The sequence below is a fragment of the Marinomonas sargassi genome, from assembly GCF_025716875.1.
In the GTDB taxonomy this organism is placed as follows: Bacteria; Pseudomonadota; Gammaproteobacteria; order Pseudomonadales; family Marinomonadaceae; genus Marinomonas; species Marinomonas sargassi.
Genome location: NZ_JAOVZB010000004.1, coordinates 60,633 through 84,155, shown reverse-complemented (window position 1 = coordinate 84,155; position 23,523 = coordinate 60,633). Strand labels below are relative to the sequence as shown.

The 23,523-nt window shown below is 41.4% G+C and carries 28 protein-coding genes; 15 read left to right on the top strand and 13 right to left on the bottom strand.

What is annotated here, in order from left to right:
* Positions 1 to 13: 13 nt before the first annotated feature.
* On the top strand, positions 14 to 1,360 hold the full coding sequence (locus OFY17_RS09285) for a class II 3-deoxy-7-phosphoheptulonate synthase (RefSeq protein ID WP_263530452.1): 1,347 nt from the start codon (positions 14 to 16) through the stop codon (positions 1,358 to 1,360).
* An 81-nt stretch (positions 1,361 to 1,441) separates the two neighbouring features.
* On the opposite strand, the gene OFY17_RS09280 is transcribed toward OFY17_RS09285, so the two are convergent.
* From OFY17_RS09280 to OFY17_RS09230, 11 genes are all read right to left on the bottom strand, one after another.
* Positions 1,442 to 2,989: an alanine/glycine:cation symporter family protein gene (locus tag OFY17_RS09280; protein WP_263530451.1), complete on the bottom strand. Its 1,548-nt coding sequence runs from the start codon at positions 2,987 to 2,989 to the stop codon at positions 1,442 to 1,444.
* A gap of 10 nt (positions 2,990 to 2,999) precedes the next feature.
* Positions 3,000 to 3,440 (bottom strand): universal stress protein, encoded by a 441-nt coding sequence (locus OFY17_RS09275; protein ID WP_263530450.1) that lies wholly within the window; start codon positions 3,438 to 3,440, stop codon positions 3,000 to 3,002.
* A 444-nt stretch (positions 3,441 to 3,884) separates the two neighbouring features.
* Positions 3,885 to 4,421 carry a ribosome biogenesis factor YjgA gene (yjgA, locus tag OFY17_RS09270; RefSeq protein WP_263530449.1) on the bottom strand — a complete coding sequence of 179 codons (537 nt, stop codon included), beginning with the start codon at positions 4,419 to 4,421 and terminating at the stop codon, positions 3,885 to 3,887.
* 6 nt (positions 4,422 to 4,427) lie between these two features.
* The gene (gene mgtE, locus OFY17_RS09265) at positions 4,428 to 5,780 is read right to left on the bottom strand and encodes a magnesium transporter (protein ID WP_263530448.1); all 1,353 of its coding nucleotides are present in this window, start codon (positions 5,778 to 5,780) and stop codon (positions 4,428 to 4,430) included.
* A gap of 9 nt (positions 5,781 to 5,789) precedes the next feature.
* On the bottom strand, positions 5,790 to 6,059 hold the full coding sequence (locus OFY17_RS09260) for an HPr family phosphocarrier protein (RefSeq protein WP_263530447.1): 270 nt from the start codon (positions 6,057 to 6,059) through the stop codon (positions 5,790 to 5,792).
* A gap of 13 nt (positions 6,060 to 6,072) precedes the next feature.
* The gene (ptsN, locus tag OFY17_RS09255) at positions 6,073 to 6,522 is read right to left on the bottom strand and encodes a PTS IIA-like nitrogen regulatory protein PtsN (RefSeq protein WP_263530446.1); all 450 of its coding nucleotides are present in this window, start codon (positions 6,520 to 6,522) and stop codon (positions 6,073 to 6,075) included.
* Positions 6,523 to 6,539: 17 nt separating this feature from the next.
* Positions 6,540 to 8,015 (bottom strand): RNA polymerase factor sigma-54, encoded by a 1,476-nt coding sequence (locus tag OFY17_RS09250; RefSeq protein WP_263530445.1) that lies wholly within the window; start codon positions 8,013 to 8,015, stop codon positions 6,540 to 6,542.
* Positions 8,016 to 8,091: 76 nt separating this feature from the next.
* Positions 8,092 to 8,817 (bottom strand): LPS export ABC transporter ATP-binding protein, encoded by a 726-nt coding sequence (gene lptB / locus OFY17_RS09245; protein WP_263530444.1) that lies wholly within the window; start codon positions 8,815 to 8,817, stop codon positions 8,092 to 8,094.
* Positions 8,818 to 9,327: a lipopolysaccharide transport periplasmic protein LptA gene (gene lptA / locus OFY17_RS09240; protein ID WP_263530443.1), complete on the bottom strand. Its 510-nt coding sequence runs from the start codon at positions 9,325 to 9,327 to the stop codon at positions 8,818 to 8,820.
* Complete coding sequence (gene lptC / locus OFY17_RS09235; protein WP_263530442.1) at positions 9,311 to 9,793, bottom strand: LPS export ABC transporter periplasmic protein LptC; 483 nt, start codon at positions 9,791 to 9,793, stop codon at positions 9,311 to 9,313. Before lptC ends, lptA begins: the two co-directional genes overlap by 17 nt.
* A 100-nt stretch (positions 9,794 to 9,893) precedes the next feature.
* Complete coding sequence (locus OFY17_RS09230; RefSeq protein WP_263530441.1) at positions 9,894 to 10,856, bottom strand: calcium/sodium antiporter; 963 nt, start codon at positions 10,854 to 10,856, stop codon at positions 9,894 to 9,896.
* A 169-nt stretch (positions 10,857 to 11,025) separates the two neighbouring features.
* Here OFY17_RS09230 and OFY17_RS09225 point away from each other — a divergent pair, with 169 nt between their 5' ends.
* From OFY17_RS09225 to OFY17_RS09185, 9 genes are all read left to right on the top strand, one after another.
* Entirely contained in the window at positions 11,026 to 11,817 is a 792-nt protein-coding gene (locus OFY17_RS09225; RefSeq protein ID WP_263530440.1) for an ABC transporter ATP-binding protein, read from the top strand.
* Positions 11,814 to 12,596, top strand: coding sequence for a lipid asymmetry maintenance ABC transporter permease subunit MlaE (mlaE, locus tag OFY17_RS09220; RefSeq protein ID WP_263530439.1), 783 nt, complete (start codon positions 11,814 to 11,816; stop codon positions 12,594 to 12,596). The genes OFY17_RS09225 and mlaE overlap by 4 nt, the downstream gene beginning before the upstream one ends.
* A gap of 1 nt (position 12,597) precedes the next feature.
* Positions 12,598 to 13,062: an outer membrane lipid asymmetry maintenance protein MlaD gene (gene mlaD, locus OFY17_RS09215; RefSeq protein ID WP_263530438.1), complete on the top strand. Its 465-nt coding sequence runs from the start codon at positions 12,598 to 12,600 to the stop codon at positions 13,060 to 13,062.
* Positions 13,063 to 13,067: 5 nt separating this feature from the next.
* Entirely contained in the window at positions 13,068 to 13,682 is a 615-nt protein-coding gene (locus OFY17_RS09210) for an MlaC/ttg2D family ABC transporter substrate-binding protein (protein ID WP_263530437.1), read from the top strand.
* A gap of 194 nt (positions 13,683 to 13,876) precedes the next feature.
* Positions 13,877 to 14,113 (top strand): BolA family protein, encoded by a 237-nt coding sequence (locus tag OFY17_RS09205; RefSeq protein WP_263530436.1) that lies wholly within the window; start codon positions 13,877 to 13,879, stop codon positions 14,111 to 14,113.
* A 28-nt stretch (positions 14,114 to 14,141) separates the two neighbouring features.
* A complete protein-coding gene (gene murA, locus OFY17_RS09200) occupies positions 14,142 to 15,404 on the top strand; it encodes a UDP-N-acetylglucosamine 1-carboxyvinyltransferase (RefSeq protein WP_263530435.1) in 1,263 nt (420 codons plus the stop codon).
* Positions 15,401 to 16,045, top strand: coding sequence for an ATP phosphoribosyltransferase (gene hisG, locus OFY17_RS09195; RefSeq protein ID WP_263530434.1), 645 nt, complete (start codon positions 15,401 to 15,403; stop codon positions 16,043 to 16,045). Before murA ends, hisG begins: the two co-directional genes overlap by 4 nt.
* Complete coding sequence (gene hisD / locus OFY17_RS09190) at positions 16,046 to 17,356, top strand: histidinol dehydrogenase (RefSeq protein ID WP_263530433.1); 1,311 nt, start codon at positions 16,046 to 16,048, stop codon at positions 17,354 to 17,356.
* 1 nt (position 17,357) lies between these two features.
* Positions 17,358 to 17,909: an SRPBCC family protein gene (locus tag OFY17_RS09185; protein ID WP_263530432.1), complete on the top strand. Its 552-nt coding sequence runs from the start codon at positions 17,358 to 17,360 to the stop codon at positions 17,907 to 17,909.
* A gap of 2 nt (positions 17,910 to 17,911) precedes the next feature.
* Here the strand turns inward: OFY17_RS09185 and OFY17_RS09180 are convergent, their stop codons facing one another.
* On the bottom strand, positions 17,912 to 18,961 hold the full coding sequence (locus OFY17_RS09180; RefSeq protein WP_263530431.1) for a S1C family serine protease: 1,050 nt from the start codon (positions 18,959 to 18,961) through the stop codon (positions 17,912 to 17,914).
* 17 nt (positions 18,962 to 18,978) lie between these two features.
* Here OFY17_RS09180 and OFY17_RS09175 point away from each other — a divergent pair, with 17 nt between their 5' ends.
* Positions 18,979 to 19,740, top strand: coding sequence for a Nif3-like dinuclear metal center hexameric protein (locus OFY17_RS09175; RefSeq protein ID WP_263530430.1), 762 nt, complete (start codon positions 18,979 to 18,981; stop codon positions 19,738 to 19,740).
* A 73-nt stretch (positions 19,741 to 19,813) separates the two neighbouring features.
* On the opposite strand, the gene OFY17_RS09170 is transcribed toward OFY17_RS09175, so the two are convergent.
* The gene (locus OFY17_RS09170; RefSeq protein ID WP_263530429.1) at positions 19,814 to 20,263 is read right to left on the bottom strand and encodes a DUF1043 domain-containing protein; all 450 of its coding nucleotides are present in this window, start codon (positions 20,261 to 20,263) and stop codon (positions 19,814 to 19,816) included.
* A gap of 129 nt (positions 20,264 to 20,392) precedes the next feature.
* On the opposite strand from OFY17_RS09170, the gene zapE reads away from it, so the two are divergent.
* The 4 genes from zapE (at position 20,393) to OFY17_RS09150 (ending at position 23,453) form a co-directional block, all read left to right on the top strand.
* Positions 20,393 to 21,493: a cell division protein ZapE gene (gene zapE, locus OFY17_RS09165; protein ID WP_263530428.1), complete on the top strand. Its 1,101-nt coding sequence runs from the start codon at positions 20,393 to 20,395 to the stop codon at positions 21,491 to 21,493.
* Between the two features lie 150 nt (positions 21,494 to 21,643).
* Entirely contained in the window at positions 21,644 to 22,072 is a 429-nt protein-coding gene (gene rplM, locus OFY17_RS09160) for a 50S ribosomal protein L13 (RefSeq protein WP_263530427.1), read from the top strand.
* A 14-nt stretch (positions 22,073 to 22,086) separates the two neighbouring features.
* Positions 22,087 to 22,479 (top strand): 30S ribosomal protein S9, encoded by a 393-nt coding sequence (gene rpsI, locus OFY17_RS09155; RefSeq protein ID WP_263530426.1) that lies wholly within the window; start codon positions 22,087 to 22,089, stop codon positions 22,477 to 22,479.
* Between the two features lie 341 nt (positions 22,480 to 22,820).
* Positions 22,821 to 23,453, top strand: coding sequence for a glutathione S-transferase N-terminal domain-containing protein (locus tag OFY17_RS09150; protein WP_263530425.1), 633 nt, complete (start codon positions 22,821 to 22,823; stop codon positions 23,451 to 23,453).
* Positions 23,454 to 23,523: the final 70 nt, after the last annotated feature.

The following is a 23,523-nucleotide window of genomic DNA, read 5'->3' as shown; positions in this document are numbered from 1 at the left end:
GATAAAAAAGAAAATGAATCAATGGGAACTCGCAAGTTGGAGAAGCAAAACAGCGTTACAGCAACCTGTTTATCCTAATGCAGAGCATTTAGCGCAAGTTGAGCGCACATTAGGAAGTATGCCTCCACTTGTTTTTGCAGGTGAAGCTCGTCGACTAAAAAGCGCTTTGGCGCAAGTTGCTAACGGTCAATCATTTTTACTTCAAGGTGGTGATTGTGCAGAGAGCTTTTCTGAGTTTCATGCAATTAATATACGCGATACCTTCAAAGTTATGCTGCAAATGGCGGTAGTGTTAACTTATGCTGGTAAGTGTCCTGTTGTGAAAGTTGGTCGTATGGCTGGGCAGTTTGCCAAACCAAGATCTGCTGGTAGTGAGACTATAGATGGTGTTGAGTTGCCAAGTTATCGTGGTGATATCATCAATGGTATTGAGTTTACAGAACAGGCAAGGGTTCCTGATCCTGAGCGCTTAGTTAAGGTGTACAATCAGAGCGCCTCTACTATGAATTTGCTACGAGCCTTCTCACAAGGTGGCTTTGCCGACCTACATCAAGTGCATAAATGGAACTTAGAGTTTTTGAATGCTAGCCCAGTAGGAAGTCGTTATCAGCAAGTAGCGGATAAAATTGATGATGCCCTACAATTTATGGAAGCCTGTGGTGTTGGTTCTTCTATGTCTCAGTTTCAGGAGACGGAATTCTATACTTCTCATGAGGCGTTGCTACTTCCTTATGAGGAAGCTTTAACTAGACGTGACAGCCTAACAGGCGAGTGGTATGACTGTTCAGCTCATATGTTGTGGATTGGTGATCGTACTCGTCAAATTGATGGTGCTCATGTTGAATTCCTAAGAGGGGTGAAAAACCCAATCGGAGTCAAGGCGGGTCCTTCTATGGATCCTGAAGACCTTATTCGTCTGTGCGATATATTGAATCCAGAAAATGAAGCAGGGCGCTTGAACGTAATTGTACGTATGGGTGCGGACAAAGTGGAAGAGGGGATGCCGAAACTGATTCGAGCAATCGAGCGCGAAGGTAAGAAAGTTGTCTGGAGTAGTGACCCAATGCACGGTAACACAGTGAAAGCTTCAACGGGTTACAAAACACGTCGTGTTGATGATGTTTTAAAAGAAGTGCAACAGTTTTTCCAAGTACATAATGCTGAAGGTACTTACGCTGGTGGTGTTCACTTTGAAATGACTGGCCAAAATGTGACTGAATGTGTGGGTGGGGCTTTTGAAGTGACGGAAGCTGATTTAGCAGACCGTTACCATACCCATTGTGACCCTCGCCTTAATGCTGACCAGTCCCTTGAGTTGGCCTTCATGATTTCTGAAACTTTAAAGAAAGCGAGACTTTAAAATACTTAGAGTTGAACAAAAGAGAGACAAAAAAATCCCCGCTAAGTGCGGGGATTTTTTTGTCTATTCAAAGTCTATATCTTAGTCTTTGAATTTTTTGATTTCACCACTCTCAAGACGAGACATGTATGAAGCCAACTCTTTCTTAACAACAGGCATTAGGAAGTAAAGACCTGTAATGTTAACAACAGCCATAGCAAAGATTGCAGCATCAGAGAAGTCGATAACAGGACCTAAGCTTGCTGCGGCACCAACAATGATGAATAAGCAGAAAATAATTTTGAAAGTAAGTTCTGATTTTTCAGACTCGCCAAACAAGTAAGTCCATGCTTTTAGACCGTAGTATGACCAGCTCAACATAGTTGAGAAAGCGAACAAGATAACTGCAATAACAAGGATGTATGGGAACCAGCTAATAGAAGCGCCGAATGCTGCAGAAGTTAATGCCACACCTGAGTTTCCATCTACTGTTGCAATTTTACTACCATCAAGGATGTACATGCCTGTAGCAGGATCTGTCATTAATTGGCCTGTAATGATGATAACCAAGGCTGTCATAGTACAGATAACAACAGTATCGATGAAAGGTTCTAATAGAGATACTAGGCCTTCAGTTACTGGTTCGTTTGTTTGTACTGCAGAGTGAGCGATGGCAGCTGAACCGACACCGGCTTCGTTAGAGAATGCGGCACGCTTAAAGCCTTGAATCAATGCGCCGACAAAACCACCAGCAATACCTAAACCAGTGAATGCACCTTCGATGATTTGTCCAAAAGCCCAACCGATTTTATCGAAGTTCATTAGAAGAATGACAAGCGCAGCACCTACGTACAGGATACCCATGAAAGGAACGACTTTCTCTGTAACGTTTGCAATAGACTTGATGCCACCAACAATTACGGCAAATACAATTACAGCAAATACAACACCAGTGATCCAGCCTGGGTAGTCACCGATTACGCCAGATAATTGAGCGTGTGCTTGGTTAGCTTGGAACATGTTACCGCCACCGAAAGCACCAAGGATACAGAATACAGCGAATAAGCCTGCTAAAAGTTTACCGCCTGGTAAGCCTTTTTCAGCAAAGCCTTTCGAGATGTAATACATCGGACCACCAGAAACTCGGCCGTCAGCGTATTCGTTACGGTATTTAACACCCAGAGTACACTCAGTGAACTTTGATGCCATACCTAATAGACCAGCTAGGATCATCCAGAAAGTAGCACCAGCACCACCGATACCAACAGCGACAGCAACACCAGCGATGTTACCTAGACCTACTGTACCAGAAAGGGCTGTTGTAAGTGCTTGGAAGTGGCTTACTTCACCCGCATCATTTGGGTTTGAGTAATCCCCTTTGACTAGGGAAATAGAATGACCTACACCACGGAACTGGATAAAGCCGAAGTAAAGTGAGAAGACACTAGCGCCTATTACCAACCAAAGAACAATCCATGGGAAGCTTGTGCCAGGGATGGGAGCGAAGATTAAGCCAACGAACCAGCCTGTAGAAGCAGAGAAGAAGCTATTAATAGCTTGGTCTAAGCCTTCTGCTGCGAACAATGATGGGCTCATTATTATGGCTGCAAAGGCAATAAGATAAGTAAAAATTAGAGAGAGTTTTTTCATAGTAGATTCCTTAGCTGACAACAGTAACTGGCACATTTGAGCTCATAACCAAGTTGGCAGTAACACTACCAAAAACACGTGCACTTAAGCCTTGCTCGCTAGAGCGTGCGACGATAACTTGTTCAGCATTCGTTTCAACAGCAATATTGTTGAGAAGCTGAGCGACTTTACCGTGTAATACTCGGCCATTTGCTTTAATGCCGTCGGCTTTAAGAGACTCGATTGCTGGTTGTACTACACGAGTGTTTGCACTTTCTAATTCTGTTTTACGGTGAGATTTTCGTGTTGCATTCTCTTCTGCTGTTTGGAATGTGTATGGAGACCATTCAACTACACAGACAAGTTCAAGAGTACACTCTTCACCAATGAGGGTTGCAAGACGTTTAGCATAAGCAAGGGCTCTGTTCCCTGCTTCGCTACCGTCTAGGCCGACGACTATAGTTGCTGACATATTTTACTTCCTTCTTTAATTTGTCGTTTATAGATTTTTTTTAGTATATTTATTAGTGCTTATTTACAAAAAAACGAAAAATTCACTATGGTTATAAGCGCTATAAATTTAAACAATACTTAATCTCATGGTCAATCATTTTTGTAAGAAATAAGGACTATTCTCTAATTTCTTAGCAATTGCTATGCCATTCTAGTGTTCCTTGTCGCTTTTATAGATATGTGTTCTAAAATTCTTCTTTTTAAAAGGCTTTTAATCTGTTTGATTTTTTTAGGGTGCAAGAGCGCCCCATTTTTGACAGGGTGAGATGGGCCTATGCTCTAAAAAAAAGCATAAAGTGGTTGTTGGTTGGGGGGATTTTTTATGTGCTATATAAAACCTAAACACTTTTATGGGAGTGCTTAGGTTTTATCGTTTTGTTACTAGAGTGTATGGATAGGGGGATTAGTCGCTTAGGCCTAAGCGTTTTTCTTCTGCTTCTCTCAAAAAGCGAAAGAGTTTTTTTCTATTTGTAGAATTTCCATTTTGAGACACTTCTTTTTGAGACTGGCGAATCAGTTGTCGTAATAACTGAATGTCTTCTACATTCGGGTTTTCTGCTAAATATTGAGACAAAGCTTCTTTGCTGTGCTCGCCAATTAGAGTATCTCGTTTGATTTCTAATTGGTGGAATAGTTTGTTGTAAGCTGCGGATGTTGAATCAAATAGAGCAATGCGTTGAGCTATTGCTTCATGGTCTTCTGTGCGCATGACTTTGCCAATATATTGCAGGTGTCTTCTTGACGCTTCTCTATGCTTAATTCGCTCCGCTTCAGCAATCGCTTCTCTAAGGGGTTCGGACATTTCAACTTTTTTCAATTGGTTTTTGCTTAAGCTAAGTAGTTTTTTTCCAAGCTCTTGCAAGGCTTCAACTTCGCGTTTGATTTGAGTTTTACTTTTTGGGATGTCTTCTTCATTGTCAAATTGATTGAAGTCTGTCATGTGAACCTATATTAAGAAAATGGTAGCAAGGCCGAGGAAGGATAAAAAGCCTATTACATCGGTTACTGTTGTCAAAATCACACTGCCAGCTAAGGCTGGGTCGATACCCATTTTTTTTAATAAAATAGGTAATAGTGTTCCTGTCGCTGCTGCAAACAGCAAATTTATTACGATAGCGCCAGCAATGATATAGGCAATCTTTATGTTGTCAAACCAAAAGGCGGTAAGTACGGCAATGACAGTCGCCCAAAGCAAACCGTTTATTAGGCCAACTATAAGCTCTCTGTTTAATAGCCAGCGAGTATTCGTGGCTCCAATTTGATTGAGTGCTATACCTCGAATAACAAGAGTTAATACTTGAGAGCCTGCTATTCCGCCCATACTAGCAACAATTGGCATTAGAATGGCAAGGGCCACAACTTGGTCTAGTGTGCCTTGGAACAGGCCTATAACATAAGAAGCAATGAATGCTGTAATTAGGTTAATGCCCAACCAAACAGCTCGTCTTTTTGTGGTTTTTAATACCGGAGAAAAGGTATCTTCATCTTCATCTAAACCTGCCATGCTGAGCATGGAGTGTTCTGCTTCATCTCGAATGACATCAACGACATCATCGATAGTGATTCGCCCTAATAGCTTTTTACTTTCAGAGTCTATGACAGGGGTTGATACTAAATCCATATCCTCAAAGAGTTGTGCGACTTCATTGGCCGGGCTCTCTGCAGTAATTGCTGTGAACTCGGTCTCCATTATATCGCGTACAGTATCGTTCACATCCGATACCAGTAATTTTGTTAGGGGTAATGTGCCTAACAATTTATCGGAGCGGCTAACGACGAGCAGGCTGTCGGTCATATCCGGTAGCGTAGAGTGTCTCCGTAAGTAGCGGAATACAATATCGACAGTAATGTTTGGCCGTATGGTAATGGTATCCGTGTTCATCAAGCCGCCAGCTGAGTCTTCAGGGTAGCTTAATAGAGTCTCTACTCGCATCCTGTCTTGTGTTGACATGGAAGCAAGTACTTCGCTGACGACGGTTTCAGGAAGGTTTTGTAATAAATCGGCTAAATCATCGTTTTCAAGGTGTTCAGATACAGCAACAAGTTGCTCTGTATCCATATCTTTTAAGAATTGGCTACTTATATCGTCATTTAGGTATTGTAATACTTCACCTTCATAACTTGGCTCAATAAGCTCCCAGAGGAGTTGGCGTTCCCGTGGAGGAGAGGATTCTAAAAGTCTAGCAACATCTTGTGCGGGTAGGGCGCCATTGAGTAAATAGCGAGTTTGCATCGTCGCCCCGGATTCGAGCGAGTCAGTGACTGTTTGGAGGTGAGTTAAAGTCGTTTGGTCTGGCATAGGCAGGTTTTATTCGTCTTCGCCAAAGCGGTCATTAATTAAATCAAGTATAGACTTTAATGCTTCTTCCTCATCATCTCCATTAGTTTTTATATTTATTGTTGTGCCTTTTGCTGCTGCAAGCATCATCATGGCCATAATACTTTTGCCATCAACATTGCGGCCATCTTTTTCGATTGTGATATCACAGGAGTAGCGAGTTGTTGTTTCAATAAGCTTTCCCGCTGCACGAGCATGCAAGCCGAGCTTGTTGATGATTGTGATTGATGCTTCTTGCATGGCGTTTTTATCCCTATACTAATGAGTCAAATATACGATATAGCTCTTCATCTGTCTCTGCTGATCTTAGTTTTTCTAAGGATTGCGGAGACTGGGCTAACTCAGCAATTTGAGCGAGCGTAGATAGGTGTTCACTACATTCACTTGGTGGAACTATCAAGGCAAAAATTAAATCTACAGCCACTTTATCGATGGAGTCAAAATCAATAGGCTTTTGCAGAGACATTACTAGAATCGCTGTGTGATTGGCGGATTCTAATCGGCAGTGGGGGATCGCTATACCATTACCAATTCCTGTACTGCCAAGTTTTTCTCGAGCAAGTAGGGCATCGTACACGGCTTCATTTTCGCAGTGTAATCTATTTGATGTTAGGTCGGCTAAGCTCTCTAAAACGCGTTTTTTACTAACAATATCCTGTTTAGCTAAAACAAGTTCTGCTTTTAATAAAGATTTTAATGGCATGGTGTTTATCTGTCCGTTTAGATCAATCGCTTGCGTTCATTAGAAGGAGGAATATTCATCGCTTCTCTATATTTTGCTACCGTTCGCCTTGCTACTTGGATGCCTTGGCTGGCGAGTATAGTTGCTAATTTGTTGTCACTAAGAGGTTTCTTTGCGGGCTCATCAGTAACTAGCTTTTTAATCATAGCCCTGATCGCTGTCGATGAACACTCGCCACCAGAAGCTGTATTTACATGGCTAGAGAAGAAGTATTTCAGCTCAAAAATGCCTCTTGGTGTGTGCATGTACTTTTGAGTCGTGACTCGAGATATTGTTGATTCGTGCATTCCCACAGCTTCGGCAACGTCATGCAGAACCATGGGTTTCATGGCTTCTTCACCTAGTTCAAAGAAGTCAATTTGGCGACTTACAATACAGCTGGCAACCTTTAAAAGTGTCTCATTTCGGCTTTGTAAGCTTTTAATAAACCACTTTGCTTCTTGCAGAGAGGTCTTAATGTAGGTGACGTCTTCAGAGGCTGCAGCTGTGCTCGCCATTGCTGAGTAGGTTTCATTTATTTTGATAGGCGGTAAAGCATCATTGTTCAATTCTACTTGCCACGTACCATTGCGTTTTTTTACTGATACATCTGGGATGACGTAATCTGTATCATCAGCATCAATTACTGAGCCTGGACGAGGGTTGAGTTGTTGAATCAAATCGATGACTTTTTTTAACTCGTCATCTTTTAGTTTGGTTTTCCGGCTTAATTGGGAGAAGTCTCTGCTACCTAGTAAAGGAAGATAAAGGTCAACAAGATTATGAGTGCTTTTATAAAGTGGGTGGTCTTGAAAAGCTTCTAATTGAACAAGTAGGCAGTCTCGCAAATCTATTGAACAAACTCCAACTGGGTCAAAGCGTTGTAGTCTATGTTGTACTGCAATTACTTCTTCTAAATCTAGCTCTTCTAAATCTGTTGTGAGTGACTCCCATATTTCTTCGGGGGTAATGCTTAAATAGCCATCTGGCTGAACACATTCAATAATGGCATAAGCGACTTCAATGTCTCTGTCCGACATGTGAGTCAGATTTAGTTGCCATAATAGATGATCTTGAATGCTTTCTAATGGCGAATTGAAGCTTTCAAAATCACTTTCACCTTCATAACTACTTTGCTCACTAATAGATGCAGAACTTTGATAAGTGTCGTCCCAATTGCTATCGATTGATAGCTCTTCAGGAATATTGTCTGTCCATTCGGATTCTACTCTAGCTTCTTCGCTGTTATTTAAATCAGCAGTAGTGGCGGTTTCTGTTTTTGACTCGATACCTGCGGGCACTTCAATAGGAGCTTGATCATCATCATCGATTTCAAGAAGAGGGTTAGATTCAAGGAACTCATGGATTTCTTGTTGCAAATCTAGTGTAGACAACTGTAGCAAGCGTATCGCTTGTTGCAGTTGTGGAGTCATGGTCAGCTGTTGACCTAACTTTAATTGTAAAGACTGCTTCATAAAGCAACTCTATTTGAATTTAGTGAATTGGAACGAGTTATGCATACTACTCCTTTTTGTAAGGAATGATAAGAGGTTATAGGCGGAAGTCGTCGCCTAGGTACACCTTTTTTACTTGTTCGTTGTTAATTATATCGTCAGCATTGCCTGACGCAATAATGTAGCCGTTACCTACAATGTAGGCTTTGTCACAAATATCTAGCGTCTCTCTGACATTGTGGTCGGTAATTAATACGCCAATGCCGCTTTCTTGTAAGTGTTTAATAATGAGCTTGATGTCACCAACTGAAATAGGGTCAACGCCAGCAAAGGGTTCATCAAGTAAAACGAATTTTGGGTTCATTGCTAGGGCGCGAGCAATTTCTACTCTACGCCTTTCACCACCAGAAAGGGCCATGCCTAAATTTTTTCTGATGTGGGTGATATGAAACTCTTCTAATAGCTCTTCTAGTCTGCTTTTTTGCTGACCTTTAGAGAGTTCTTTGCGAGTTTCAAGAATGGCTGAGATATTATCTTCTACTGACATTTTTCGGAAAATAGAAGCTTCTTGCGGCAAGTATCCAATGCCTTTTTGCGCTCTTTTGTGCATGGCGTCACTGGTAATGTCTTGGCCGTCAATGAAGATGCCGCCTAAATCGTTAGTTACCATGCCAACTATCATATAAAAGCATGTTGTTTTACCTGCACCGTTAGGCCCAAGTAAGCCAACGGCTTGGCCGGATTCAACGCTAATGGAGACATCTTTGACGACTTGGCGCTTTTTATAGCTTTTGGCTAGGTGTTTTGCTTCTAATAGTGCCATTTACTTTTTTGCCTCAGTTGCTTGAGGTTTTAATGTCATAGAAACTCGCCCTGAATCGGTTTTCTCTGCGCTAAATGTACCATTGTTTAATTGATAAGTAATATGATCAGCAGTAATGGAGTTCTCTAGTTGGCTTAAATAGCCTTCACCCTTAATCTCAAGTTTTGTGCTATCGCTTGAATAGAGAATGCTGTTGCCCTTACTAATGACAAGGTTACCTTCGTCATCCAGTTGTTGGCTAAATTGGGCTGGCGTTCCAGTTGCTTCTAGTTGGCTAAATTGGCGTGTGTTTACATCTGTTGAAATTTTGAGAAAGTCGGCTTGGATTTCTATTGAGCCCTGTTTGATGAACACATTTCCCTGATATATGGCTTCTCCGGTACTTTGGTTAAAGGAGGCTTCATCAGCTTGAATTTCTATAGGCTTAGATGTGTCATCAGGTAATGCAAACAGAAACTGACTGCTTAATAATGATAATATGAAAATATTAATTTTAGTGAGACGCTTCATAGTAGCCCCGTACAAGTTCTGTCATGATGACTTTGTCTGAATTGATATAACTAGTGATTTTTTTAGCAGAGGTTTCCCCCTGAGTCGAGATAAGTTTTGCATTGCCTTGGCTAGTTAAAGACTGTTCTTCATCTAGGTAATGCACTTCATCTGCTTTTAATGTGATGTCTTCAGCTGAGGGATAGGACTTTTTTGCAAAAACGTTATCCATTAATAGAATATCATTATTTCCATCATGGAGAACCCCTGTGTCCGCACTGGCGCTCCAGCTGCCTGTTGTTGAGTAGTGACTTACGTTTGGGGAGTCTAGTAGTGTTTTTGAATCGCGAATAAAGTGAGATGCTTGTAAAGCATTAATGCTTTCAACCAGCTTGCCATCGCTATCATATGTTTTGACTGAGATGTCAGTGATGAAATAGTCCGGCGAGCTGCTTAGGGCGGTTGTCTCGACTAAATTTGATGGCATTTTTTGGTTTTGCCACAAAAAAATGCTAACTAAGGCGGCTGTTAAGCATATTAAAAGCATAGCCTTTGTTAACATTTTTTTGCGCATATTTTGCATTTCGTTAGCTTCCTGTGCCTATCATTACAAGATAGACAGCATAAGCCCCTAGTAATGGTAAGCCAACCCACTTGGGTATGCTTTTTGTCGCGCTTCTTTTAAAGAAAAAGATCGCAGCAGCAAAGACAAGGGTTAACCCAAGTACCCAAGGGAAGTCGCGCTCAATGACGCTTGCATTAATTAACCCAGGCGCTATTAATGCAGGTAGAGGTAATACGGTTGCAAGGTTGAAAATATTCGACCCTAAGATGTTACCTATTGCTATGTCGTGGTGCCCCTTTTTTACACTGGTAATAGATGCAGCTAGCTCTGGCAGACTAGTGCCTATTGCAACAATCGTTAAACCAATGATTAACTCGCTAACCCCAAGAGCGGTTGCTATGCCTATTGCTCCCCAGACAAGTAATTTAGAGCTGCCAATCAACACTATTAAGCCTAGTAGCGCAAAAAATAAAGAGTGGCTAATGGGTGCGCCATCGTCCTCAGGTAAATCTTCGGTTAGCTCATCACCTAGGTCTTTACTGCCTTTTAATAAAAGAAATAAAACGACTAGAAAAGCGACAATAAGCAGAATGCCATCTAGCATATCGAGGTGTTGATCGTATAAGAGGAAGCCCGCTAGAAAGGTAATCCCCAAAAAGAGAGGGACTTCTTTGGTTGAAATTCCGTCAGCAACAGGTATGGCTGCAAAGAGTAAAGTGACGCCAAACACCAGTGCTATATTGGCAATGTTTGATCCAAGAACATTGCCTACTGCAAGATCAGGTGCATTATCAAATGCCGCTATCGCAGACACAACCATTTCCGGAGCAGATGTGCCGAGAGCAACAAGAGTAATGCCTATAATAATAGGGCTTACGTTTAACTTTTCGGCTACTAATGCAGCATTTTCAATGAATTTATCTGAACTGATTACTAAAAGTATTAGGCCGGCGATTACAGCAGCGGAAAATAACAACATTGTCATGAATATTTACTCAAAAACACAGGGGGCTCTATTTAAAGGGGTTTGTGCTTTAAATTCAAGACTTGATCTGGGAAAGAAAATGCATTTAAGGTCGATGTGATTCTATTTATTAAAGGGCAATGTTAGTATCAGCGGATATTTATGTAGGGAAAAATAAGGTGAACCAGTAATGGATACATACATAACTGTCCAGAATCTCAGTTTTGCCAGAGGTGATCGTATAATTTACGACAATATCTCCCTTAGTGTCCCAAGAGGGAAGATTACGGCGGTAATGGGGCCAAGTGGAACCGGCAAAACAACATTACTAAGGTTGATCGCAGCACAGCTCGCTCCTGATGAAGGTGCGGTAATGGTTAATGGTGAAGATATTCATGCGCTGTCTCGTTCGGGGCTTTATAAAGCGAGAAAAAAGATGGGCATGCTGTTTCAAAGTGGGGCGCTTTTTACAGATATGTCCGCAGCTGAAAATGTAGCTTTCCCTATGGAAGAGCATACCGACTTAAATTCAAGTCAAATTCATCAGATTGTTTTAGAAAAACTACACAGTGTGGGCTTAAGGGGGGCGGCTAATTTGATGCCTTCTGAATTATCTGGCGGTATGGCTAGACGAGTCGCGTTAGCTAGAGCTATTGCCTTAGATCCTGAACTGGTTATGTATGATGAGCCCTTTACAGGTCAAGACCCAATATCAAAAGGTGTATTGGTGAAGTTGATCCGTCAGTTAAATGATGATGCTAAAGTGACATCTGTGCTTGTTTCCCACGATGTTGAAGAAGCGCTCTCTATTGCAGATCATGTTTGTATACTAGCTGGTGGAAGTGTTATCGCAGAAGGAAGTGTGGAGGAAATTCGCGCTTCTGAAGAGCCCCAAGTTAAGCAGTTTTTAAATGGGGATCCTGATGGGCCTGTTCCTTTCCATTATCCTGAAGCGGCTGTCGATAGAGGAGTGGTCATATGAAAGCACTCGGCTCGATAGGGGCATGGTTTTATGATTGGTTAGAGGCGGTTGGCCGAGCGGGAATTTTTATTGTCCAGAGCCTCTTTAGATTGCCTGTTCGTTATAAGGAAGCGTTCTCTTTACTGATTAATCAGCTTTATTCCGTTGGTGTATTGTCCCTTGTTATTGTAGTGGTTTCCGGCACCTTTATTGGTATGGTAATGGCTCTGCAGGGGTACAGTATTCTAGTTAAATTTGGCTCTGAAGACGCTGTCGGGCAATTGCTTGCCTTGTCTTTGCTAAGGGAGTTGGCGCCTGTTGTCACCGCTTTGCTTTTTGCCGGTCGAGCGGGCTCTTCTTTAACAGCTGAAATAGGGTTGATGAAAGCGACTGAGCAGCTATCCAGCTTTGAAATGATGGGGGTCGACCCATTACGGAGAGTCATTGCGCCGCGCTTCATTGCTGGCGTCATCTGTTTGCCTTTGTTGAGTGTTATATTTGCTGCAACGGGTATTCTTGGTGGTCTGGTTGTGTCTGTTGGTTGGTTAGGGGTTCATGAAGGTGCATTTTGGTCTTTGATGCAGCAATCTGTTTACTTCGACACTGATATTGTTAATGGCTTCATAAAAGCCCTGTGTTTCTCAATAGCGGTTACTTGGATTGCTGTCTATCAGGGCTATGAGTGTGTGCCAACAGCAGAAGGGATAGGTAAGGCAACAACACGTACTGTTGTTGTGGGCTCGTTGTCAATTTTAGCGTTAGATTTTATTTTAACCGCTGCCATGTTTGGGGATTTTTAATATGAGAAGTAAGCGTACGGAATTGTTTGTTGGTGGTTTTATTGTTTTGGCCGTGTTGGGTTTTACTTACTTAGCGGTTCAAGTGAGTGGCTTAGCTTTCTCAGGAAAAAAAGACTCTTATCAAGTGGTTGCAAGGTTTGATGATATCGCAGGTTTATCAGCGCGAGCGAAAGTAACTATTGCGGGTGTGGCAGTTGGTAGTGTTGAGTCTATCTCTTTAGATAAAGAGCTCTACATGGGCTTGGTAACCATGAATATTGATGCGGATGTAAATAATATTCCTGTTGATAGTTCTATTGCGATCTTAACGAGTGGCTTGCTAGGTGAGAAGTATTTAGGAATTACCATCGGGGCAGAGGATGAAGTGTTGGTAAATGAGAGCGAAATTTTTGATACCCAATCAGCACTTGTTTTAGAAACTCTAATTAGCCAGTTCTTATTTAATTCAGACGATTCAGAGGAATAGTGATAATGAAATTTTGCTTAAAAGTTGCTTTGTTATTTAGCCTTATCTGGAGTGGCTCATTGTTTGCTGACGAAAGTGCTAGGCAGGCAGTAATAAATCTTGTTGATGCTTTTCGTACAGACATCGTTGCAGATAAAGATATTTTAGCAAATGATCCAGTTTTACTTGAATCTCGAGTGGATGGCGTTTTTAGTCAGGTTATTGATTTTGATGTTTTTGCGAAAAAAATTATGGGCAAGTATTACCGTCGAGCGAATGCCGAGCAGCGTACTCGCTTTTCTACGGTAACAAAAGATACTCTCCTTAAAACTTATGGGAATGCATTGCTTGATTTAGACCCTAATAAAATCAACGTCCTTCCTCTTGGGGCTCAAAAAAACTCGAGAGAAGTTAAGGTAGATGTTACTTTTGAGTTGGATCAAGGTGGCAAGTTAGATATCTCATTTCTTATGGTAAAATCAAAAAATCAGATTTGGCAATTAAGTAATGTTGTTATCAATAATATTAATTTTGGTTTGACGTTCCGTAAGCAATTTGGCGTTATGATGAGCCAAAACAAGAATAATATAGATGATGCTATTAGCGCTTGGCAGCAATCCTTAGCTAAAAAGCCTAGTTAGTCTTTTTGTTCTTATCCTAAAAGCCGAGTTCTATTTCATAGAGCTCGGCTTTTTTGTTTCTGAGTGGGTGCCATCCGCTTTTAAAGGTGAAAAGATTTGCTTTTTCTTAAACAGTTAGGGGTAGAGGTGTTAAGTAGTTGGCGTTACTAAGGTAGAATAGGCAGAATTTAATACAATGTATGATTGGAGTAGCTGTGAACTCAAGCGAAGTTAAAACACTTTTAGAATCTTCTCTTCCAGACTGTGAAGTATTGGCTGATGGTGAAGGGTGTAATTTTCAAATCACCGTCGTATCAAGTGCATTTGATGGTTTGAATACAGTCAAAAGACAGCAACTTGTTTATTCGCATCTTCAAGAGGCAATTGCTAGTGGTGCTATCCATGCAATTACTATGAAAACCTACACTCCTGAACAATATAAAGCGCTATAAAGACGCGAACTTAAGAGAATAAGAAAATATGGATAAACTTCTAATAACTGGTGGCGTTCAGCTTAATGGCGTAGTGCGAGCATCAGGTGCAAAAAATGCTGCTCTACCAATATTAGCAGCGACTTTGCTGACCAAGGAATTAATCACAATCAAAAACCTGCCTCACCTTCATGATATTACGACCATGATTGAATTACTTAATTCAATGGGTTGTGGCGTGGTTGTGGATGAAAAAATGAGTGTGCAGTTAGATGTCTCGACATTAGACAACTGTGAAGCACCATATGAACTTGTAAAAACTATGCGTGCATCTATTTTGGTACTTGGCCCGCTAGTAAGTCATTTTGGTAAGGCGGTGGTTTCTTTGCCGGGTGGTTGTGCAATTGGTAGCCGACCTGTGGATTTACACCTTCGTGGTCTAGAAGCAATGGGTGCTCATATCTCTGTTGAAGGGGGTGACATCGTTGCTAGTGTTGATGGTCGTCTTAAAGGGGCTCGAATTTTCTTCGATAAAGTGACGGTAACCGGCACCGAAAATCTATTGATGGCGGCAACGTTAGCAGAAGGACAGACAATTCTAGAAAACGCTGCGCGTGAGCCAGAAGTTATTGACCTTGCCGAATGTCTGATCGCTATGGGCGCTAAAATTTCAGGGCACGGTACAGATACTATCGTTATCGATGGTGTCGAAGCTCTGCATGGGGCAACTTACCCTGTTATGCCTGACCGTATAGAAACGGGTACTTTCTTAGTAGCTGCCGCGATTACAGGCGGCAAAGTAAAAGTAATAGATACCTGTGTTAAATCCCTTGATGCCGTATTGTCGAAGCTTGAAGAAGCGGGTGCGAAAGTTTCTCATGGTGATGATTGGATTGAAGTGGATATGGAAGGTCGTCGACCAGAAGCTGTGAATATTAGTACAGCTCCTTACCCAGCTTTCCCTACTGACATGCAGGCTCAATTCGTTGCGTTGAATTCTGTAGCGACTGGGGTTGGCCGAGTAATAGAAAATATCTTCGAGAATCGCTTTATGCACGTAGATGAAATGCTACGTATGGGGGCTGATATCGAAGTGGCTGGTAATACCGCCATTGTACGAGGCGCTGAAGCGCTAAAAGGCGCGCCTGTTATGGCGACAGACCTTCGTGCGTCTGCGAGCTTAGTTCTTTCTGCACTGGTTGCAGAAGGTGAAACTAAGATTGATCGCATTTACCATATTGATCGTGGCTATGAATGTATTGAAGAAAAATTTGGTTCATTAGGTGCGAAAATTTCACGGGTTTTAACATGAGAAAAACATTAACGATTGCGTTGTCGAAAGGGCGCATTCTGGGAGAGACGTTACCGCTGTTAGAAAAAGCGAATATCGTTCCCGCTGAAGATATTAGTAAAAGTAGAAAGTTAATTTTTGATACGAATCACGAGCATATTAAATTAGTGATTTTGCGCGCGACTGATGTACCAACTTATGTTGAGCATGGTGTGGCAGATTTTGGTGTCGCTGGTAAAGACGTTTTAATGGAAGCGGCGACCAAGAACTTATATGAGTTGCTTGATCTAAAAATCTCTAAATGCCGACTAATGACAGCAGGGGTAGTAGATCAGCCTCTACCTAATCGCCGATTGAAAGTAGCATCTAAGTTTTCTAAAACAGCTAAAGCTTATTTTGCTGAACAAGGTATTCAAGCTGATGTGATTAAGCTATATGGGGCAATGGAGTTGGCACCTATCATGGGGTTAGCGGATCTTATTGTCGATATTGTGGATACCGGTAATACCTTGAAAGCTAATGGCTTAGAAGCTCGTGATTTAATCGCGCCTATTAGTACGCGTCTAGTAGTTAATAAAGCGGCTTATAAAACGAAATACTCTGAAATTGAACCTATTTTAGAGATGATCCGAAATGCCGTAGAAGATAATGAGGGCAAATAATTGAACCTTAATATTCGAGAACTCTCATCAGAATCAGCAGATTTTCGTTCAGAGTTAGAAGGGCTTCTTGCTTGGGACTCAGTGTCGGATGATGCTGTTCAAAAAGCCGTTACAGAAATTGTTGAGCAGGTTCGTGTAAAAGGTGACGAAGCTGTTATTGATTACACCAATCGCTTTGACCGTCGTCAGGTTTCTGCTGCTACAGAATTGGTAATCTCTCGAGATGAGCTTGCTAAGGCAAAAGAGAGAGTGAGCCCTGAATTAGTTGCCAGTTTAGAGGCGGCAGCCAAACGAGTGTTTGATTACCATGAAAGGCAAAAACAGCCTTCTTGGCAATATCAAGAAGAAGATGGCACGGTACTTGGTCAAAAAGTGACGCCCTTAGATCGAGTTGGTGTATATGTTCCTGGTGGAAAGGCCGCTTACCCATCTTCAGTTCTAATGAATGTAATGCCTGCGAAAGTTGCAGGTGTTGAAGATATCGTCATGGTTGTACCAACCCCTGACGGCTTTGTGAATGATATCGTTCTGGCTGCAGCTTATATTGCGGGAGTTGATCGTGTCTTTACAATCGGTGGTGCTCAAGCGGTTGCTGCCTTGGCTTATGGAACGGAAACGATTCCGAAAGTGGATAAGATCGTTGGCCCGGGAAATATCTATGTGGCGACGGCCAAAAAGATGGTTTTCGGGGTTGTTGGTATAGATATGATTGCAGGCCCATCAGAAATTCTTGTGGTTTGTGATGGTAAAACAAATCCTGATTGGATTGCCATGGACCTGTTTTCTCAAGCTGAGCACGATGAAGATGCACAGTCTATTTTGATCTCGCCAGATGCAGCTTTTATCAAAGAAGTTAAAGCGTCTATGGAGCGTCTTGTTGAAACGCAAAGCCGTAAAGATATCATCAAGGTGTCGTTGGAAGAGCGTGGCGCTTTTGTGCATGTTAAAGACATGGATGAAGCAATGGATATCGCCAATATAGTGGCGGCAGAACACCTTGAGTTATCTATGGATGAACCGGAAAAATGGGCAGAAAAAATTCGCCATGCAGGCGCTATTTTCATGGGTCGACACACCCCTGAGGCGCTAGGTGATTATTGTGCTGGTCCAAACCACGTTTTACCAACATCTGGAACGGCAAGGTTCTCCTCTCCTTTAGGTGTTTATGACTTTCAGAAACGCAGTTCTATTATTTACTGTTCTCCTGAAGGGGCTAGTAGCTTGGCTAAAATTGCTTCACCTCTTGCTCGTGGTGAGTCTCTAGAAGCTCATGCTATGTCTGCTGAATATCGCCTTCTAAAGGAAGATTAAAGTGACTCAAAGTTCGCATCCAGCGGCGCTTTATCAGCTAAGAAAAGTAACTCGCATAATAGCGCTTGCTATTTTAGGGTTGGTTTTCTTGGGCTTTTTCTTGCCTAGTGATTACAGAATAGAAAGGAGTGTTAAGGTTAATGCCCCTTTAGATCTTGTATCTCAAAATATATTTAACGGCGACTACTTACCTGAATGGATGTTTATTCAAAAAGGTCGCCTTAATGTATTTTCGGGGGAGCTTTCTGTAGGGCAGAGTGTTGCAATTTCTTATGATGAGTCGGATGCGCAGGGGCAGTTAACCTTAACTGGATTATCTAACTCTAATATACGCTTTGATGTTCAGCCTAAGGAAGGGGTAAATATAGTTACGAATAATATATCTCTATCTTCAGTTGGCGATGAAGTACTTGTTACTTGGGCAATTCAAGGTCAACTTGATGCTGGTTTACTGGGCCCGTATCTTGCTTTTTTTGCCAATGATATAGCGGGCAAGAACTTCGAAATTAGCCTTGATCGCCTGAAAGCCCAGATGGAACAGCTTGACCGATAAAGTTAATAAGTGAGCCGCTGCATAGTTGGCTGCTCTTCAAGTAAAATGTTTATCTTATAAGATTGGGCTCCACGAATACCAAGTAGTGAAATGCTTGTGCCTGGTTTGAGTGAAGCGATAAGGTGCTTTACTTGAAATGGATCTTCACTGGACTCGTTGTTGATTTTTAAGATGACATCCCCCACTTGAATTCCTGCTTTTTCGGCAGGGCTGCCTTTACCTATCTCACTGACTAGTAAGCCTTTTGAAGAGGCTAAAGATAAGTTCTCCGCTAAAGGTTGAGTGATTTTTTGAGCTTCCATACCTAGGTAGCCTCTGATTACTTCACCATGCTCAATAATTTCGTTCATGACTTGTATAGCATCATCAATAGGTGTTGCAAAACCAATGCCTTGAGAGCCTCCACTACTTGAGTAAATAGCAGAGCTAATGCCAATTATTTCGCCTTTGAGATTAACTAGTGCGCCCCCCGAATTGCCCGGGTTAATCGAAGCATCAGTCTGTAAAAAATTCTCGTATGTATTTAATCCAATACTATTTCGTCCTTTAGCGCTAATAATCCCTGCGGTCACTGTTTGACCAATACCAAATGGGTTACCAATGGCAAGTACTCTGTCGCCAATCGCAATATCTTTGCTGTTGCCTATTTGTATAGCTGGCAGCTTTTGTAGATCTATTTTTAATACTGCTAAGTCAGTTGAAGGGTCTGATCCGATTAATCTTGCTTGAACGCGTCTGTTGTCGTTTAGAGCAACGACAATGCTTCTAGCATTCTGTATGACATGATGATTGGTTAAAATGAATCCGCTTTTCATCATGATTACCCCTGACCCTAAATTGACAGTGGTGAGAGGTTGATTCTGAAGTGGGTTAGGTTGTTTTGCTGTATGAGTGTATATATTCACCACTGAAGGGGTGGCAATTTCTGCTGGTGTTGAGTAGCTGAACTCAGCAGTATGTTGCTTCTCTTGGATCAATAAAGTTGCTAAACCTATACAAGTGCCAGCAAGAATAGAGATAATGATAGGAATCCAGTAATTGTTATGTGTCATAGGTTTAAGGAGTTATTTTGCTACGTAGTGAATTTGAATTGATTCTGAATCAAACTTTGAGCCCAAATCGCTTCAAAGATTATGCTCCGAATGGTTTGCAGGTGGAAGGGAAAAAAGAAATTTGTCGAGTGGTGACTGGAGTGACGGCAAGTCAAGCGCTGATCGATAAGGCAGTTGAATATAAAGCGGACGCTATTTTTGTTCATCATGGGTATTTTTGGAAAGGGGAGAGTCCTCAAATTACTGGCATGAAGTATAAAAGGGTTTCAGCACTTATTAAAAACGATATTAACTTGTATGGTTACCACCTGCCTTTAGATGCCCACCCTACATTGGGTAATAATGCTGGTTTGGCTGATGGTATTGGCTTAGTTAATAGGGTTGGACTTCAGGCTGGTGTTCCTCTAGAAGAGGCGATAGGTCTAGTGGGTGAATTAGAGGAAGCAATGAATGCTGATCAGTTTAAAGGGCTTGTCGAAAAGGTAGTGGATCGTAGTGTCTTATTTGAATGCGTTAATGACAATAAGATTCAGCGAGTAGCCCTTTGTACTGGTGGTGCCCAAGGCTATATAGAGCAGGCTGCTTCGATGGGAGCGGATGTATTTATTACTGGTGAGGTTTCGGAGCAGACTATTCATATTGCAAGGGAGATGGGGATACACTTTATTGCTGCTGGGCATCATGCTACGGAGCGTTTTGGTGCGCAATCTATAGCGAAGTTTTTATCTGAGGATCATGGTTTAGAGGCAACCTTTATTGATATAGATAATCCAGCCTAGAGTAGGCTTAAACAAAAAAGTCACATCATTAGCAGTAGTTGCTGCTTGATGTGACTTTTTTATTGAATGCTTTTTAAAGACCGCGTTTGATATCTTGCTCTGGGTCTTTATTTTCTAACCCAAAAGATTCACTAAGCATGCCTTCGGCTTCTTCTGTTTTCGGTGCATAGTCTAAAGGTGGCATTGCTGTAGCCGTATTTTCAATTGATTCTTGGGCTTCGTTTGAAGAGCCTTCTATGGCAACGTTCAGTGTTTTTGCATTGCTTGTTAGAGTGCCTTTTAAACTGGTGATTTGCTTCTCAAGAGCAATGATTTTCTCGTTGCTATCAGTAAAGAAGTTATCGATTAGTGCTTGTTTGTTATCAATTTCTTGTTGTAATGATGTCATTGTAACGATATCAGATGCTGAATCTGTCGCTTTCTTTGAATTTTTGTTGGTAAGGCCCTTAAATGCAGACGTTGCAATACAACCAAAGATAACGCCAGTGATAAAAATAATAATGTTGAATTCTTCTAAGTTCATGACTTTCTCCATAAAGCAGTTTAACTATTATAGCCGAAACCGTGCCTACGATAACAGCTAGATAGGTGTAGTTTAAAGTGTAATTTGTTAGAATGCTGTAAATCATTGATTCAAACGAAAAGAGCGCTAATGACTCCCATCACAAGATATAAACAAGACCTGACTAGAGAAGACTTTAATTACGATCCAGCTCAAGAAGAAGCGGTCGAAGCGCTTCAAGACTTATTCGATCGCTTAGTTGCGAGGCAAGACAGCTCAAACTCGTCTGGCTTTTTTAGCAAATTCCGCAAGAAAAAGGCACCAAGCGTAGAGCAAGGTTTATATTTTTGGGGCGGTGTTGGTCGTGGTAAGACCTATTTAATGGATACCTTTTTTGATTGTCTTCCAACAGATAAAAAAATGCGCCTGCACTTTCACCGCTTTATGCAGATGGTTCACCAAGAGCTACGCAAACTTGATGACGTAAAAAACCCTCTAGAGATAGTGGGGAAAGAAATTTCTTCTAAGGCTCAAGTATTGTGTTTTGATGAGTTTTTTGTAACAGATATAACAGATGCCATGATCTTAGCTGGCTTGTTAGAAGTTTTGTTTGAAAACGGTACAACCCTAATAGCTACCTCTAATATTGAACCTGATGGTCTCTATAAAAACGGCTTACAGCGAGCACGCTTCTTACCCGCTATCGCGCTAGTCAATAAACATACTAAAGTGATGAATATCGATGGTGGTATCGATTACCGCTTGAGAACATTAAAACAAGCCAAGCTCTATTACACTCCCTTAGGTGATGATGCTGAGAAGGCCTTAAATGAACGTTTTATGAGTCTAATTTCGGATGCGTCTCATATAGAAGAGGGCGGTAGTGTTGAAATTGAAGGGCGCAATATCGAGTTAATACGCAGTTGTGAAGGTTTAGCTTGGTTTGATATGAAAGCGCTCTGTGATGGACCAAGAAGTCAAATCGATTATATTGAAATTGCCCGATTATACTCTACCGTGATTATCTCTAATCTTCCGCAAATGGATGCTCCACGAGATGATCTGGCGAGACGTTTCATTAACTTGGTGGATGAATTTTATGATCGCCATGTGAAGGTTATTATCTCGGCAGAAGTAGCTATCCCCGATATTTATACTGGTACTCGATTAGCGTTTGAATATGATCGTACTATCAGTCGGTTATTGGAAATGCAGTCTGAGGAATACTTGTCTCTTGAGCATCGAGCATAAATGATAGATCGGCTTTCTTCTTGAAAATTTTTGGTATATAATTCGCTCGCCTTTTTTAGGGTAAGTGTACGTTTATTAGATCTTGATTTAATAAACCAATAATAATAGGTATAGCGTGTCATTGAACACGCGTATTGAAAGGGTTTTTTGATGAAAACTTTTACAGCTAAACCTGCTGAAGTTCGCCGCGAGTGGTTCGTGGTCGATGCTGAAGGCAAAACTTTAGGCCGCTTGGCTACAGAAATTGCTCGCCGTTTACGTGGTAAGCATAAAGCAGAATACACTCCGCACGTTGATACTGGCGATTACATCGTTGTTGTTAATGCAGAGAAAGTTCATGTTACTGGTAACAAAGCAGCTGCAAAACAATACTACCGCCATACTGGTTACCCAGGCGGCTTGCGTTCTATGAATTTCGAGAAGTTGATTGATCATGCTCCAGAGCGTGTTCTTGAACTTGCCGTTAAAGGTATGTTGCCAAAAGGTCCTTTGGGCCGTGCAATGCACAAGAAAATGAAAGTGTACGCTGGTACTGAGCATCCACATGCTGCTCAACAGCCTCAAGAACTTAACATTTAATACGGAAGATCATTATGTCAGCTACTCAATACTACGGTACAGGTCGTCGTAAAACGTCTACCGCTCGTGTTTTCCTTAAAGCCGGTTCTGGTAACCTTGTTATCAATAACCGTACTCTTTCTCAGTACTTCGGTCGCGAAACTGCACAAATGGTTGTTCGTCAGCCTCTTGAGCTTGTTGAAGCAACTGAAAAATTTGACGTATACATCACTGTTAAAGGTGGTGGTATCTCTGGTCAAGCTGGTGCGATCCGTCACGGTATCACACGTGCATTGATGCAATATGACGAGACTCTACGTCGTACTCTACGTTCTGCTGGTTACGTAACTCGTGACTCTCGTGAAGTTGAACGTAAGAAAGTTGGTCTACGCAAAGCACGTCGTCGTCCTCAGTTCTCTAAGCGTTAATTTTAGCTTTAGAACGACTATTAAAACGCTTGGTATATATTTTTTACCAAGCGTTTTTTTTGTTTGAAAAGTATGTTCTTTGTAATCATTTTAAGAAAATCGCTTATTCAAACAAAAACATATAAAAATAATGTTAGAATACTACTCTCATTATTCATGGTATTTAAAGAGCAGATGCTTTTGTGATGCATTCTATTTTAAATCGCAGAATATAATTTTGTTTCCATGAAGATTTTTTAGTGAGTGTTTGGTGTAAAAGCTTTTCTCCATGCACTCATGGTTTAATTAGTCCTCTTTTTATAGATAAAGAGGCCGTAGATGTTTCAATATAGGGGTTAGACATGGGTGTTATTGTAAAGCGCTCTGCAATGACGTTCTTCTCTGATGGAGAAGATCATTATAGTCACCGAGTTCGTATTGTCTTGGCTGAAAAAGCCGTCACAGTAGATATCATAGATGTAGACCCATTTAACAAGCCAGCTGAGTTGGCAGATGTTAATCCATACAATGAATTGCCAGCATTAGTGGATCGTGATTTGGTACTTTACGAAGCCAATGTCATGATGGAGTATCTAGACGAACGTTTCCCACATCCGCCATTGCTACCTGTTTACCCGGTTGCACGTGCAGAAAGTCGTTTGTATTTGTACCGTATTCAGCGCGACTGGGCTAGATTGGTTGACCTTATTCTTTCTAGTAAGGATGATGCTGAAGTTGCAGAAGCACGAAAAGAGCTACGTGAAGGTTTGATTAGCATTTCTCCGATTTTTGAAGAAAAGCCTTACTTCATGAGCGACGACTTCACTATTGTTGATTGTTGTTTAGCGCCAATCCTATGGCGTTTACCTCTTTTGGGTGTCGATATTTCAAAAGAGCAAGCTGCTCCATTACATAAATATATGGATCTTTTGTTCTCTCGTGAATCTTTCCAAGAAAGTCTGTCTGAAGCAGAACAAGAGATGCGTTTAGATTAATCTAAATGTCATAGCGCTTGATTCAGATTTTATTAAAGGAGCTTCGGCTCCTTTTTTATAATTTAATACT